The 14,855-nt window shown below is 58.6% G+C and carries 10 protein-coding genes; 7 read left to right on the top strand and 3 right to left on the bottom strand.

The features are described 5' to 3' along the window. Window positions 1-15: 15 nt before the first annotated feature. The 3 genes from JJN09_RS05365 to JJN09_RS05355 all read right to left on the bottom strand — a co-directional run bounded on the left by JJN09_RS05365 (window position 16) and on the right by JJN09_RS05355 (window position 6,072). The gene (locus JJN09_RS05365) at window positions 16-3,084 is read right to left on the bottom strand and encodes an ATP-binding protein (RefSeq protein ID WP_249486096.1); all 3,069 of its coding nucleotides are present in this window, start codon (window positions 3,082-3,084) and stop codon (window positions 16-18) included. Continuing rightward, window positions 3,081-4,910: a trypsin-like peptidase domain-containing protein gene (locus JJN09_RS05360; RefSeq protein WP_249486094.1), complete on the bottom strand. Its 1,830-nt coding sequence runs from the start codon at window positions 4,908-4,910 to the stop codon at window positions 3,081-3,083. Before JJN09_RS05360 ends, JJN09_RS05365 begins: the two co-directional genes overlap by 4 nt. 232 nt (window positions 4,911-5,142) lie before the next feature. Further along, window positions 5,143-6,072: a hypothetical protein gene (locus tag JJN09_RS05355; RefSeq protein WP_249486092.1), complete on the bottom strand. Its 930-nt coding sequence runs from the start codon at window positions 6,070-6,072 to the stop codon at window positions 5,143-5,145. A gap of 556 nt (window positions 6,073-6,628) precedes the next feature. Between JJN09_RS05355 and JJN09_RS05350 the strand changes: the two genes are divergently transcribed. From JJN09_RS05350 to JJN09_RS05320, 7 genes are read left to right on the top strand one after another with little or no spacing between them, the layout of a single operon-like run. Then, window positions 6,629-8,503: a 3-dehydroquinate synthase gene (locus JJN09_RS05350; RefSeq protein ID WP_249486090.1), complete on the top strand. Its 1,875-nt coding sequence runs from the start codon at window positions 6,629-6,631 to the stop codon at window positions 8,501-8,503. Continuing rightward, on the top strand, window positions 8,500-9,390 hold the full coding sequence (locus tag JJN09_RS05345; RefSeq protein WP_249486088.1) for a UbiA family prenyltransferase: 891 nt from the start codon (window positions 8,500-8,502) through the stop codon (window positions 9,388-9,390). The genes JJN09_RS05350 and JJN09_RS05345 overlap by 4 nt, the downstream gene beginning before the upstream one ends. After that, window positions 9,387-10,142 (top strand): EboA domain-containing protein, encoded by a 756-nt coding sequence (locus JJN09_RS05340; protein WP_249486086.1) that lies wholly within the window; start codon window positions 9,387-9,389, stop codon window positions 10,140-10,142. Before JJN09_RS05345 ends, JJN09_RS05340 begins: the two co-directional genes overlap by 4 nt. A 36-nt stretch (window positions 10,143-10,178) precedes the next feature. Then, entirely contained in the window at window positions 10,179-11,063 is an 885-nt protein-coding gene (locus JJN09_RS05335; protein ID WP_096821431.1) for a TatD family hydrolase, read from the top strand. Further along, window positions 11,060-12,292: a metabolite traffic protein EboE gene (gene eboE / locus JJN09_RS05330; RefSeq protein ID WP_249486085.1), complete on the top strand. Its 1,233-nt coding sequence runs from the start codon at window positions 11,060-11,062 to the stop codon at window positions 12,290-12,292. Before JJN09_RS05335 ends, eboE begins: the two co-directional genes overlap by 4 nt. Beyond that, window positions 12,282-13,727, top strand: coding sequence for an alkaline phosphatase family protein (locus JJN09_RS05325; RefSeq protein ID WP_249486083.1), 1,446 nt, complete (start codon window positions 12,282-12,284; stop codon window positions 13,725-13,727). Before eboE ends, JJN09_RS05325 begins: the two co-directional genes overlap by 11 nt. Further along, window positions 13,706-14,848, top strand: a complete 1,143-nt coding sequence (locus JJN09_RS05320) for a hypothetical protein (protein WP_249486082.1) — start codon at window positions 13,706-13,708, stop codon at window positions 14,846-14,848. The genes JJN09_RS05325 and JJN09_RS05320 overlap by 22 nt, the downstream gene beginning before the upstream one ends. The last annotated feature ends 7 nt before the right edge of the window (window positions 14,849-14,855 follow it).

Below are 14,855 nucleotides of genomic sequence, written 5' to 3'. Positions count from 1 at the left end.
CCAACCTCCCCTGTTTCACCGTTCACCGTGCAGGATCAACACTGCCAGTGCCGGCGCGAATACTGCGGGTATTCCACGTGCCAGCAGCCGACGGGTAATAACTTGAAGTAATTCGAAACGTGATAACTGAGCACCAGATTCAATCTGTAATCTGCCCGTTCGTTTGCGCAAAAATGGCAGCAGCGTATTGGCGGGCATGCTGTCCTCCCAGACTTGAATGCGCCACCGCGCCTGCTTCACACCATTTGGTGATTCGAGCAGAAAATGCAGACGTGCCTCAGTGCTATGGTCAAGTGATGGACGCGAGCGCCAGGGTCCAAAAGGGCGCCCGATTGACCATTTGCCGGCCATGGTTCGCCGCCAGCGCTCTGCGGCGCGGCCAATCAGCAAGAGATTTTCGTTGCGTACAATCAATGCGCTGGCCTGAGCCCAGTCCGCAAAAAGACCTATGTCGGTGAGTGATCCCAATGGATCACTGATGTTCATCCGAACAGGTACTGAAGGCCACTGCTCCAATAGCCCGCCCGCATTGCCAACTTCGCCGGCAAAACGCTCGACGGACTCGGCCAGGCCATTGTTCTGCGGCATGACCAACAAATTTTTGGCGAAAGCAACGTATGGCGTAAGCGTTGCAAGCACCCTTCCCGTCTCAACTGCGTTCTGCCGGTGATTTTCCGGGATGACACGAGTAAGTCGCTGGCGACCATAGCCAATGATCTCGGCCGCGCCATCACTGCGTTTCTCCAGCCAGATTTTCCGGGGTGCACCGGCAAAGTTGCCATGTCGTTTTCGCATGGCTGCAAACTCGTAAGGGTCGGGCAAATTAGCCATCAACAATGCCAGCGCTCCTTGCCGCGCGTTGTCGTCGCTTGCTGTTTCAGCTGCCGGAGCGAGCCGATCCACCTCAGGGCGCCATTTCAACCAGCGTTGACGAAGGCGATCCGGGCTGAATTCCGCACGCATCTCCAGCCGGACCAAAGCCAACTCTTCAGGTAAGTCATACAAGTCATCGTCGACCTCGGTAAAACGGTCTCGCTCCACCAGCCAACGTTTCGCCTGTGCCCATTGCCCCGAACGCCACAAGAGCATGCGTACAGCATCTGCCGCACGTGAGCGAACATCCAGCCCGCCCTCACTGGTAATACTGCGGACCAGGTACGCACCTTCCGCCCAATCCTGACGCTTGAGTATCGCGATGCTTTCGCTCACGATCGCCGCCTCGTGATCAGCTGCGCCTGTCGCCCAGTCTCCGCGCAACTCGCTGGTGCGTTCTCCGCGCTTACTGCGCAGCCAGTCGGCCACCTGACGAGGTAATTCTTCGAGTGTCTGATCGTCGAACTGCGCGGCGATCTGACTGGACACACTCGGAAGCGCATTCCCCGTGCGGGTCAATTGCAGTTGGTGATATACCGCCTCAACCTGAGCCCAAGGGCGATCCAGCTTGGCAAACCAACGCAGGGCCGCGGCGTCCACGCGTGCTGATCGGCTGGCAGAGCTGCTGTAAAGCAGTGGTAACAGCAGAGAGCGCATGTCGCTGCGATGCTTGAGAAAGTCCGGTGCCCCAGGGTCGACCTCAACCAGCCAATGATGAGTTGCCAGTTGCCCCCAAAGTTTATCTGCCTGTTCGATCGTCAATTTGCCAAGTCCCAGTGCCGGAGCCAGGACTTCGCGAATAACCTGCGCATTGATTCGTCTGACAATCAGGCCCGGGTGCGCAAGCCGCTTCAGTAACGGGTCGTCAATACGCGACAGCAACAATCTGTAGAGGAAAGCCGAACTGACTTCTTCACCCCGCTTACGCCGTGGCAAGCGTTTGTCGCCGGTACGCTTGGCGATTTCCGCGCCCAGGCGAAGCTTGAGCGGATTGCCCTGAGCGAGTTCAAGGAGTTCGCGCCAGTAGCGCTGCGGAGCACCAAGCCTGAACAGAAACTCTCCGGCGGCGTGATCCTCCAGACCGAGAAGTTCGAAGTGTTCAATGTATCTGGGCGGTACGTTTGGGAGGTTGCTGGATGCTCGTTGCAAACTGTCGAGCGCATCTCCTCGGCCAGCAGCCAGTACCTGCATGGGTTTCACCCCATAATCCAGCAAGCTGTCGAGCCATTCGAAGAGTCTGACAGGTTGAGTTTCCCCACGGCTGCGCAGCACTTCCAATGTATCGAGCACCACCAGTATCGTTCGCCCCGAGGACGACACTGCCTCTCCCAGCCTGCGGGCAAGCGCTGTCGGTAGTGCACGGCGAAAGGCAGACTTGCTCTTTGCAGACTCGTCGGTAATTATCCCGGCCGCGACCCGGGCCTCCAGCAATGACTCGATTCCAGTATCCAACTGATCCGCAAGCTGCCGAGCGGCTTCCATGGTCAGGCCGAGCAGGTCCAGAACGTCAAGCCCCGCTCGATCAAAATCCAGTCGCAATATCAGTGGACGTTTTTGCTCATAAAAGCGGCGGACGGATTCGGCCAGTAAAGTGGACTTGCCAATACCCGGCGCACCGGTCAGAAAAAGACAGGTCGCAGGAGGCCCTTCAGCAGGGAACGCCAACCACGCGGCAATCCGTGCGTACTCCATTTCACGACCGAAGAACCCACGTTCGGCTACCTGATCCATTTTCTGTTTCTGATCGAACCTTGCCAGCGTCGCACGTGCCAGTGGCAGCAGGTCTTTGCTGGGCGCACGCTTCCCTGCTCGATCCAGCGCAAGAATGATCCGCTCGATTTGTTCCCGCTCGTGCGCAGTTTCGAGGGTTTGAAGAATCTGTGCGTGAGACAGCGGCGACTGGTCAAGCAATACCGCCAACAGGTCCTGAGTCTCTTCGTCCGGGCCAAGCTGGAACCGCTTCGCGACCTCCTCGACCAGTGCCGAATCGCTCAAAGCTTCGAGCAGCGCGTGGCGAGTCGGGGTGCGGATCAGCCATAGACCGTCAGCCCCGGTGGGCCGGGTGTCACAAGCATCGGCAAGACGGGTTGCCGCCATGGCAAGATCCCCCGGCCTGTTCGCGGTTTTCAGCGGTAACAGTGCATCGCTTGGCTTGAACGGACCCGACAATGCAGCAAACAACAAGGCATCTTTTACCTTGATCGCTTTCATGGCCGAGGTCCTTTTTTACATAGTTGTTGCAACCGCTTTTGCAGCCGAGAGGCGACAATGGTGCGCAGATTACTGTCATATTTTCCATTGACAGAATTCAGGCCCTCTAACGCCTCCTCCACCCACTCTTCGGCGAATTCCTTGCTAATGGGACGTTTCAGGTCCTCAGTGGCCGTGTCGATAACACTATGCAGATCTTCAGACTTGATATTGGTCAGGTATTCGATCATCAGCCCGGGAGGGCCTTCGCCGATGGCGTCGCCTGGAAACTCGTACTGGGCTCCGGGCATCTGGACGAGTTCGAAACCAGCCAAGGCAATCCGCAGGTTTTCCATTCGCATAGCCTGATCGACAAAGGCAGTCAACGCCCAACGGGGCTCATCGCCAAACACCACCGAAGGATGGTCGAAGAAAACCCAGAGGCGAATCCCTTGTTCGTGAGCGCGCTCATCAAGCAACTGGGCGACACGTCGGGCACGATCGGCGACCATCGCTTCAGGTTCGGTCTGGTCGACACCTGCGCCCGCCTGCGGGTTGGGTGGCTGTACGGCCAAGCCAGCATCAATTGCTCTTCGCGCGATTTCATTTGGCAGGTCATGGACGATCGAATCGAAGCTGATCCGGATAAGGCGCGTATTCGGGCTGCGCGCAACGAGGCTTTCGAGGATCTGGAAGGAAAACGGCAAACCGGACTGGTCGTTCACCATATTCACCCGTCGAATCCATAAGCCTCTGGCACGCGGCGCTCCACGCATTGCGGATTGGTAGCCGATGAAAAAATAATCACGACCGACGATCACATTGCTCTGCGGTGTACCATCAAGTGACCAGAGCATTGGAGGCAGCTCGTCATTGGCAATTGCCTCCTTCACTTGCCCATGGAAACGAATCAGCGGGATCAACCGGCCGAGGCCTTGAGCACGCCCCTGATGTATCCCCGCCAAAGCGAATTGATTGTCAAAGCAGCCGCCGCCCGATGAGCCCCCTCGATTGCCTTTTACGTCGTAGCCCCAACGCGCGGTCAGGTTGCGCAAACGCTGCAGCTTGGCAAACTCCACTCCGCGCCATTCACCTTGCGGGCAAGAGACCAAAACCACGGCAGCCGGGCTTTTGAAAGCATAGGGTGGAGCAGCCAGCGGTGCGTACGTTAGATGGATGCCTGCCGGCGTTTTCAAACGTAATAATGCGATGTCATGTGTGTCCTCAACCTCGCTGTCGTTTTCCGGGGCGCGTCCTCCCGTTGGGGGCCACTCCACCTCACCACAAGGTGATGAAGCAGATAGCAGAGCGACGGCAATCTTGCGGCCGTCGGCAAGTACGACATCGATTTTCGACACCGCCTCCTGCACAGGTTTCGGATTATCTTTGGCAATCACATGCCAGGCAGTGAGAACCGAGCTGGGCCCCACCAGAATCCCTGAGCCCTTGACGTCGCCATGAACCCGGATTGTGCAGCGAAAAGAATCCATTCGGGCAAGAAAGTCCCGCAGCCTTTCAGGATTGAACATCGTTGCATAATCGTCGGTATCTTCTGTTGGGGCAGACGTGTCGAAAGGCAGAATACCGCGCGCCCTTAACGCAACCACGAACGTGGGAAGACACTTTTTGAGCCGGAGTACTTCGATCCAGAAAGGGGCTCGATCCATGGCTAATCCATCGGCACTGGCATTCAAGCCATCAGCACTCGGGATTTCTCCTTCACGCCCCACCCGCATTTGCGTCAACACCTCTGCAGCTTGCGCATAGGTAACCGGGTCGCGAAGGACATGGGCTACATCTTCGTCGTTGAAAGTCAGCTGATTGGGAAGATCATCGGGAACAGGCATTTCAAGGCAAGCCTCCGGCACGCAGAGCGGTAATCAATTCCAGAGGAACTCGGTACTTCGACGAGGTCCTGGTCCAGTATTTCTCGGTTCCTTCCCTGCTGCGGCGACAAAAAAATGCGTACACGCCTTGGCTGTGGGCACTGCGGATGAGGCTTTTAGGTAATAGCACAATGCAACTGCGCGCGCCAAAAACGCTTCCGCCTATCCAACAGGATCGACGCCACTCGCCTTCTCAGTTAGCTGATTCTTTGTCCAGTTTCTTTTTCCAGGCGTCTAACGCCACCGGCCCCATCGCATCGGTCCACGCCTTGAGCTCAGATTTGGCTTTAGTATTTAACCCTGCCATCGAACCGCTCTCGACGACTGCGAACTTGAAATAGATGCTCGACGTGTTGTCCTTTGAAAAATACTGCAAAGGGTCTGAATACTGATCGTCACCGACTGACTTAACATTCAGCGGAGCATTCTCTCCCGGTGAAGAAACGCTAATACCGCTGACACTGAACGGATCCGTAGCCTTGACTGTGAACTCACCATCCTTGAAGGACTTCGCGGCGACTGACACTGACAGGCCTATAACACCCTCGGTGCCTTCTCTTTTGGTGAGCGCCAGACTGGTCCGCGACGCAACCAGCAAGGGAGCCCACTGTAACGCTGGAGCATCTGCCTTGCCGGAATCTGCAACTTTTGTCATGAACAGAATAGCCATCTGCGTTTTCGGCTCTTTATCGCCACTGAGCCTGACCACTGCAAAACATTGAGCCTTCTTGAGGCTGTCACTGTTTCCTGACCACGTCGCCGCCCATGACTTGACGGATCGTTCCTGAATTTCATCAATCTTGGAATTCGCCGCATCAACGGCCAGATTCCAAACAACACCTCCTGCCGCTGTTAATAATGCAGCGAGAACTTGGGGCGCCTCTTCGGTTTTAACTTTAAGCGGCACATTGCATTTCTTCGCCCATTGGCCGTTATCGGCGACACCAAATAGCTGTTCCCATTGCGAATGAGCTCCTTCGAAGGTTTTTTCGTCAATAGGAACAACCCGCGTCTTTTCTCCATCACCTGATGCAGGCTCAAGGGTACTTGTCGTGAGGATTTTTATTGACTGGCAACCCCCTAGTGCCAACAAAGAAATAACGATTAACAGTTGATTTCGCATATCGACGCTCCTTATTTGTAACCAGACCCGTTATGGCATTGCGCCATGCAACTTGGATGTATAGCCGATTCATTAAACTGCTGCTGTATTTTGAATCTGATTCCCGACGTGAGGAGACCCGCTCGACCAACCTTCTTAAGCACTTATAACAAACAGAAATAACTCAAATAACAAAAAATAATGCCACATAGCCACTATCTAAGTAGCTTGCTAATCAAACCAGTTGAAACGATTTCTCATTTCGCCGATTAAACAGCATTTAAAACACTTCAACAAAATCGCTCATCATGTTGAAAACACGAAACAAATCCACGACCGAAAATCAGCACCTTGCGACGTTCCCACACCCACTAAACACTCTCCGAAAAACGCGCTCACCCAATCGACTTGCAAAAACACAAACACCGTCTAGGTTCATGAATATCTTCACGACTACCATCAGCCGAACAATAAAAACAGCCTTCAAGGCGGGAGCATTCATTCCCCTGAAATAATTCAGACTCTGCTTTTAGTTACTGAACGGAACTCAGTCATAACCATTCAAGAGGGATGCTTGATGAAGCACAGCCGTTGGTATCGTGCGCTCTCGAAAAAGGCGCCAGCCGAACATTTTTGGCTGTCACTGTTTTGCTTTGCGGGTCTTGTGATCGCCAGCTTCGTGTTGTTCGAACAGCAGATCCAGGACTTCCTCAACCATCTCGATCTGTACCTTCCGTCTTCCCCCACCCAGCAAATCAACCTGGCGCTTTTGCTGATCGCCTTGCTGGCGCTGGACGTTGTATTGCCCGTGCCTTCTAGCGTGGTCGCGCTACTGGCCGTGGCCATGCTGGGCAGTGTCGGCGGTTATCTGGTGATTTTCATTGGCCTGTGTCTGGGTGCCGGGTTGGGTTATGCGTTGGGCGCCGGTTACTTCCGGATGCTGTCCAGTCGTCTCGGATTGCATCAACGCAAGCCTGGGCAGATGGCTTATCGACTGAGCACGCTGTCGTTGATTTGTCTGCGCGGCGTGCCGGTATTGGCTGAAACCTCAGTGGTGGCGGCGGGCATGCAACGCTATCCGCTACGGGCGTTTCTACTGGTGACTACCTTGGCCAACGCCGGTCTGGCTCTGGCCTACAGCGCCATCGGTACGTTCCTCGTCGAAGAGAACGCGCTGCTGGTGACCATCCTCGCCAGCATGGTATTGCCGGGGTTGTTCATCGCCGGGTACAGCCTGTTCAAGGCACTGCGCAAAAACGGCGCCGAGCAAGTGCTGCACGGGCGTTTCGAGGTCAGTTACGACTACCCGGTGGTGTTCACCGATCACCTCTTCGATTCTTCCAACCCCTGCCTTCATCAACAACTCACCGCCCGGCAAAACGGCCGGGTGACGGTGATGGTGTTCGCCGATGAACAACTGCTGAAAAGCGCGCCGCACTTGCTGGAACAGATCGATGGCTACTTTGCCGCCCATGCAGCGGACCTGCATTTGCAGGCGCCGCCCATTGCCGTTCCGGCCGGGGAGCTGAGCAAGGATTCACAGGTGTTGCAGCAGCTCTACGCCGACATGCTGAAACACGGGCTGGACCGGCATTGTTATGTCCTGGCCCTTGGCGGCGGTGCGGTACTGGATTGCGTGGGCTACGCCTGCGCCACCTTCCATCGCGGTATCCGCCTGATCCGCGTGCCGAGCACCGTGCTGGCGCAGAACGACGCGGGCATCGGGGTGAAAAACGGCATCAACGCCTTCGGCCAGAAGAACCTGTTGGGGGCTTTCTACCCCGCTACGGCCGTGATCAATGACTTCCAATTGCTGACCAGCCTCACCCGCCGCGACCAGATCGCCGGGCTGGCCGAAGCGGTGAAAGTCGCGCTGATCAAGGACAGGGCGTTCTTCGAATGGATGGAACAACAGGCCGACGCCCTCGCCCGCTTCGATCACGCGGCCAGCCGCTATGCCATTCGCCGCTGCGCCGAACTGCACCTGGCGCACATCACCGGCGCCGGCGACCCCTTCGAACGCGGCAACGGGCGGCCACTGGATTACGGGCACTGGGCCGCGCACAAACTGGAAAACCTCAGCCACCACCGGTTGCGCCATGGCGAAGCGGTTGCGGTGGGCATGGCTCTCGACGGGCTCTACGCCAATGCCCTCGGGCTGTTGAGCGACGCCGACAGTGAACGGGTGATGAGCCTGTTGAGCAGACTCGGTTTCAACCTGTGCCCGCCGGAACTGACCCTCAAAGATGCGCAAGGTCGCTCACCGGTGTTGCTTGGGCTGGAGGAGTTCCGCCAACACCTCGGCGGACAACTCTCGATCCCGATGCTCAGCGGAATCGGCCAGTCGGTGGACCTGCATGAAATCGACGACGCGCAAATGGAACAGGCGCTGCTGAAGCTGTCCGCCCGTAACGCGCCGGCCCTCGACCTGAGCGAGGGCTTCGCGAAATGAGCCAGTCCCCGCAAAACCTCAAGACCTGGATGACCCTGGGCCGCGTCTCCAACCTGCCCACGGTGTGGACCAACACCCTGGCAGCAGCCCTGCTGGCCAGCAGCGCCGGTGCCCTGGCGCCGCCTTCGTCGCTGGTGTGGATTCTGCTGTTGTTCACCCTGTCGCTGCTGTATCTGGCCGGCATGTTGCTCAACGATCTGCTGGACGCCGACTGGGACCAACAACACCAGAATCCGCGGCCCATCACGCTGGGGCTGGTCAGCCGCCAGCAAGTGCGCCTCGCCACCGTGTTGTTGCTGACACTGGCGGCGGCTTCGGTGCTGGGCTTGAGCCAACTGATCGATCAGCCGCATTGGTTGCTGGCCAGCGTCACTCTGCTGGTGGGCTGCATCATCGGCTACAACGTGCTGCACAAGAAATACGCCCACAGCGTCTGGCTGATGGGCGCCTGCCGCTCGGCGCTGTACCTCACGGCGGCGGCCAGTCTGGCGGTGCCGCCGGAGCCGATCTGGCTCTGTGCAATATTGCTGGGCGTCTACATCAGCGGGCTGACCTATCTGGCGCGCAATGAGCACAACAACCAGTTGCTCAGCCGCCTGCCGTTGCTCCTGATGTTGAGCCCGCTCGCTTTGGCGATCTACTCCGACAACCTGTGGTTCTGGCCGGTGCTGCTGCTCTGGCTCGGCTGGCTGGGCTGGCATTACTGGCACCACCTCGCCCACCCGCAGCAGCGAAAGGTCCGCGCCTTTATCGGTGCAGGCCTTGCGGCGCTGCCCCTGTTCGATGCGTTGGTGATGGCCGTGGCCAACCAACCGTTGGGCAGCCTGCTGTGTGTCCTGGTGTTTTTCCTGCTCCCACACTTTCAGCGCTGGATCAAACCGACATGAACATGGACGTCACTGCGCCGCCGACGGCGGCCCTCGGCATGCGCCTCGATTGCCTCGCCGAACATCATCAGGCCTTGACCAGGCAACTCGATGAGACCGAACTGCACTGGTGGCGTCAGGCACAGGCGCAACTGGCCCGGCAGCCGGACGCCAATACTGCGGCGCTCTTGAGCGGCCAGTGCAAGCGCCATCTACGTGACCGTGCACTGCCCGACAGCCACTGGAGCCTGATCCAGTTGGCACGTGCGTTGTTGCTGGCGCAGGTCCTGGAACTGTCCTCTCGGGACGGACAATTGTCCCTGCTGCGCCAGCTTTTTCTCTGGGGCGACGATCAGGAAAAGATCGCCACCCTCAAAGCCTTCGACTGGCTCGATAGCCATGGGCAATGCGTCGAACTGGCGTTGCAGGCCGGACGTACCAGCAACAGCCGGGTGTTTGCCGCCCTCGCCCTCGACACCCTTTACCCGTCGCGTCATTACCCGGAGCGGGCCTTCCACCAACTGGTGCTGAAGGCGCTGGGCATGGGGCTCGACGTGCAGCGCCTGATCGGTCTGCCGCAGCGACGCAGCGTCACCCTCAATCAATTGGCCCTCGACCTGCTGGAAGAACAGCTCGCCGCTGACCGGACGGTATCCGCCGGATTGCCCCTGGCGATTGCCTTCGACCAGCTCAGCCCAGCGCAACGCCAACGATTGGCCGGCCTGAATCAACAGCAACGCTTGCCGCCGGAATGGCGCGGCCACCTGAACTGATGCCCGACGTCTCCTTTCCCTTGATGAGGATTCACCATGCCCAAGTACTTCGACCCGCACATTCATATGGTCAGCCGCACCACCGACGACTACCAGAACATGGCCGCCGCCGGCATCACCGGGGTGATCGAACCGGCCTTCTGGCAGGGTCAGGCCCGGACCAGCGTTGGCAGTTTCATCGATTACTTCGACACCCTGTTGGGCTGGGAGCGCTTTCGCGCCAGCATGTTCGGCATCCATCACTTCTGCACCATCGGCCTCAATCCCAAGGAAGCCAATGACTTGTCGGTGGCCAACGAAGTGTTGGAAATTCTGCCGCGCTATCTGGTGAAAGACGGCGTCGTCGCGGTCGGCGAAATCGGCTACGACGACATCACGCCCGAGGAAGATCGCTTTCTCGCCGCACAGCTGGAACTGGCCAGACAGTTCAACTTGCCGGTGCTGGTACACACGCCGCACCGCGACAAGATCGGCGGCACCAAACGCACTTTGGCAGTGATTCGCGAAGTGGGGATCAATGAGAACCTGGTGATCATCGATCACCTCAACGAGTTGACCCTGCCGCTGGTGCTGGACAGCGACTGCTGGCGCGGTCACTCGATCTACCCCAATACCAAAATGTCGGAACAGCGCATGGTCGCCCTGCTCCAGCAGTACGGCACCGAAAAAATGGTGGTCAACAGCGCCGCCGACTGGGGCATCAGCGACCCGCTCAAAGTGCCGAAAACCGGTCAGGCGATGCTGGCGGCCGGCTTCAGCGAGGCTCAGGTCGAGCAAGTGTTGTTCCACAACCCGGTGGATTTCTTCGCCCAGAGCGGTCAGCTGGACAAAACCCTGATCAGCACCCCGCTGCCCATCGATCAGCGCCGGCAGTGGCAGGAAAACTCCGCCCTGCGGGGCCAGGAACCGGTGATCAAATGAACGCCGGCATGGGCTGGACGCCCGGGCAGATCGGCTATTGCAGCAATGTGCACCCGACCCGCGACCTCGCCGGGCTGCAGTCTTCGATCGAGCAGCACTTTCAGGGCGTGCGAACCCTGCGCGGCCTGCAAGCGCAAGACAGCGGACTGTGGATCAGCGCCCTCGCCGAGTCCAAGCTGCAACAGAAATCGGCGCGTTCGGCGTTCCTCAGCCTGCTGCAACACAGCGGGCTACGGCTGACATCGCTGAACGGATTTCCCTACGGTCAATTTCATGACCGTGCGGTGAAAGCCGAGGTTTACCTGCCCAGTTGGGCCGAGCCGAAACGGCTGGCATACAGCCTGAATCTGGCGCAGATCCTCGCGCAGGCCTTGCCGCCGGACTGCCATCAGGGGGTGATTTCCAGCGTGCCGCTGGGGTACGCGGCCACCTGGAATCCGACACTACAGTTACGGGCCGAATATCAACTGCGCGAACTCACAGCATCACTGGCCCAACTGCATCGGGAAACCGGCAAGAAGATCGTGTTTTGTCTGGAGATGGAACCGGACTGCGTGCTGGAAACCACTGACCAGGCCATCGCCTTCTTCCGTCGCTGGCAAACCACGGATCCGAACCATGCCTATCTGGCGCTGTGTTTTGATGTCTGCCATCAGGCGGTGATGTTCGAAGACTGCTATCAGTCGCTGGAAAAGCTGCGTCAGGCACGGGTGCCCATCGGCAAGATCCAGCTGTCCAATGCCTTGATCTGTCGTCTGCCCTGCGATGACGACAAGCGCCGCGAGCAGGTCCTCAAGACCTTGAGCGACTTCTGCGAAACCACCTACCTGCATCAAGTGAAGGCGCGTGATGAACAGGGTCGGTTGGTGGCGTGGGCGGACCTGCCCGCCGCCCTCGTCGATTGCGCCAAGCACCCGCAGCGATACCCCGAGTTGAGGATTCATTTCCACATCCCGTTGTTCAGCGAACAGCTGTTGTTGCCCGAGCTGAGCGGTAGTCAGATCGCCCTGTCGCAGACCTTCGACTTTCTCGCCTGCCATGAGGATTTCAGGCCGGTGCTGGAAGTGGAAACCTACAGTTGGGGCGTCCTGCCCGCACAATTGCGGCCGACGAGCGAAGCCGCCCAGCTTCAGGGAATCGCCGCGGAACTGAAATGGGTCGAGGATCAGTTGCGCCAGCGGCAATTGCTGCAACCACAAGCGCAGGAGGCGTACGCCGATGCGCTCTGAAAAAAAACGTCAACCGCTGCTGCTGATCAACGTGGTCGGGCTGACGCCATCGCTGCTAGGAGACGCGACGCCGCACATCAATGCCCTGCTGAAAACCGCAAAAATGGCCAGCCTGCAACCGGTGTTTCCGGCCGTCACGTCGTCGGTTCAGGCTTCGATCCTCACCGGGCGTCCACCGTCCGAGCACGGCATCGTCGGCAATGGCTGGTACTTTCGCGATCAGGCCGAAGTACGCTTCTGGCTGCAGCCCAACGCGCTGATCCAGGGAGAAAAGGTCTGGGAAACGCTCAAGCGCGAGTTGCCCGGGTTTCGCTGCAGCCAGTTGTTCTGGTGGTACAACATGTACGCCGACGTGGATGCCGCCATCACCCCGCGCCCTCACTACCCGGCCGATGGCCGCAAGATGTTCGGTCTGTACTCGTCACCGGCTTCGTTGCACGAAACCATCGAACGACAGATTGGCGAGTTTCCTTTTCCGGGGTTCTGGGGGCCGGCGGCGGGTATTGCGTCTAGCCGCTGGATTGTCGATTGCGCCATTGCAGAATTCCAGCTCAATCGGCCCGACCTGCAATTGATCTACCTGCCGCACCTCGACTACAGCCTTCAGCGTGTGGGGCCCGAGCATCCGTCGATTGCCGACGAGGTTCGGGCCATCGATAAAGAAGTCGGCCGCCTGCTGGCCTTCGCCGAAGAACAGGGCGCGGCGGTGATGCTGCTGTCTGAATACGGGATCGAAGCCGTCACCCAATCGGTTTCGATCAACCGCGTGCTGCGCTCGGAGGGTTTGCTGGAAGTACGTCAATCGCTGACCTGGGAATTGCTCGACCCCGGCGCCAGCGCAGCGTTTGCCGTGGTCGATCATCAGATCGCACATGTCTACGTGAAACGGGCCCAGGACATTCCCCGCGTCAAAGCGCTGTTGCAGCGCCAGCCCGGCATCGAGCAGGTGCTGGATAAAGCCGAGCAACGAGCGTTTCAGCTGGATCACCCGCGCAGCGGCGAGCTGGTGGCCGTGGCCGCAGCGGGTTACTGGTTCGATTACTACTACTGGTTCGACGATCGCAAGGCACCCGACTTTGCCCGCACCGTGGACATCCACCGCAAGCCGGGCTACGACCCGCTGGAACTGTTCATCGACCCGGCCATTCGTTTCCCGAAACTGCGAGTCGCGCGGCGTCTGCTGCAAAAGAAACTCGGTTTTCGCTACTACATGGACCTGATTCCACTGGACACCGGACTGGTCCGTGGCAGTCACGGTCGCCTGCCCGAGCGCGAGGAAACCGGCCCGCTGCTTATCACCAATTGCGATCTGTCGTTGCCGCAAACCCTTGCGGCAACGGCAGTGAAACAACTGCTCCTTCAGCATTTTCTGGGGCACTCATACACCCACTCGGCCAATGCCAAGGAGCTTCCATGCGGCGAGCCATTTCTATAACTGTTCTCAGTGCACTGGCCGGTTTGGCTCAGGCACAGGACACCACCCCTTTCGATTGCAGCCAGTTCCTGAAGTTTGGGAATGACATCCCCACGACCAAAGCCGCGTTCGAAAACAACCCCGAGACCATGGCCTGGAACTGGTTCGTCTGTCTGAACCAGTTCAGCCCCACCCAGGCCAGTAACCGGGTGTGGGAAACGATGAAGCCTTCGGACCAGGTCTACTTGCCTGATGGTGCTGCGCCCGGCGCCTACGCCAGTCCCGTAGCGCCTCCAGCCGAGGTCATCACGCAAGCCAGAACACTGGGGATGGACCTGAACCGGACTTTCCACAATATCAATGCTACGCAACAGGTCGATGGCCTTGCGTTGCATATGGGTGGCGCCGTACCCGCGTCTCAGAGAGGCAACCCGGTGCGCTTTCAACTGCTGATGGGTGAGGATACGTTCGACTACATCGTGCAGCGTCAGGTCTACAACATGAACGGTCAGGCAGCCCTGGCCGGTGATCTGCGCTTCCCGGCCACCTCGTGGGAGTTGAAGGCGGCGTGGCTCTGGATCGGTTCGGACACGACCTACCGGCAAACCCTGGCCAACGACGGTTACTACATTGGCCAGGCCTATTTCCAGCAGGACGACGGCACCTATCAGGTCGGTTATGCAGCGTTGAGCGGGCTGCACGTGGTCAACAAACTGGATGACAGCTGGGTCTGGACCACCTTCGAAAACATCAACAACAGCAAGTACACCGTGACCAACGCGCCGACACCGACGCCGATGACCAACACCACCGGGCCGACCCCGGCCGCCAAACCGGTGAATGCCAGCTTCCAGACGGGCAACCCGACGCTGTCGAAGTACGAATTGATCGGGGTCGAGTACCAGCCGATCACTCAGGTGCTGGCCAACTCTCAGCTGGAGTCGGCGTTTCAGAACACCTCGTCCTGCCTGGCCTGCCATGGCACAGCCGCCTACTCGAACGACAAGGGCTACTTCAATTTCGCCATCAAACAGGATGGCGGGATCGTCTACCCGACGACCCCTCTGCCGCCGACAGCTTTCAACGGCTACAAAAAACTGGACTTTGTCTGGTCGCTGAAGCGCGCCCAGTGGCAACGCTAAGGAGCAT

This window comes from Pseudomonas sp. HS6, from assembly GCF_023375815.1.
Taxonomy (GTDB): Bacteria; Pseudomonadota; Gammaproteobacteria; order Pseudomonadales; family Pseudomonadaceae; genus Aquipseudomonas.
This window is presented reverse-complemented; position numbering and strand designations above follow the sequence as displayed.

Coding starts and splice junctions, on each gene's coding strand:
- JJN09_RS05320 (WP_249486082.1), top strand. CDS start 13,706: ATGCGGCGAGCCATTTCTATAACTGTTCTCAGTGCACTGGCCGGTTTG.
- JJN09_RS05345 (WP_249486088.1), top strand. CDS start 8,500: ATGAGCCAGTCCCCGCAAAACCTCAAGACCTGGATGACCCTGGGCCGC.
- JJN09_RS05340 (WP_249486086.1), top strand. CDS start 9,387: ATGAACATGGACGTCACTGCGCCGCCGACGGCGGCCCTCGGCATGCGC.
- JJN09_RS05350 (WP_249486090.1), top strand. CDS start 6,629: ATGAAGCACAGCCGTTGGTATCGTGCGCTCTCGAAAAAGGCGCCAGCC.
- eboE (WP_249486085.1), top strand. CDS start 11,060: ATGAACGCCGGCATGGGCTGGACGCCCGGGCAGATCGGCTATTGCAGC.
- JJN09_RS05355 (WP_249486092.1), bottom strand. CDS start 6,072: ATGCGAAATCAACTGTTAATCGTTATTTCTTTGTTGGCACTAGGGGGT.
- JJN09_RS05325 (WP_249486083.1), top strand. CDS start 12,282: ATGCGCTCTGAAAAAAAACGTCAACCGCTGCTGCTGATCAACGTGGTC.
- JJN09_RS05365 (WP_249486096.1), bottom strand. CDS start 3,084: ATGAAAGCGATCAAGGTAAAAGATGCCTTGTTGTTTGCTGCATTGTCG.
- JJN09_RS05360 (WP_249486094.1), bottom strand. CDS start 4,910: ATGCCTGTTCCCGATGATCTTCCCAATCAGCTGACTTTCAACGACGAA.
- JJN09_RS05335 (WP_096821431.1), top strand. CDS start 10,179: ATGCCCAAGTACTTCGACCCGCACATTCATATGGTCAGCCGCACCACC.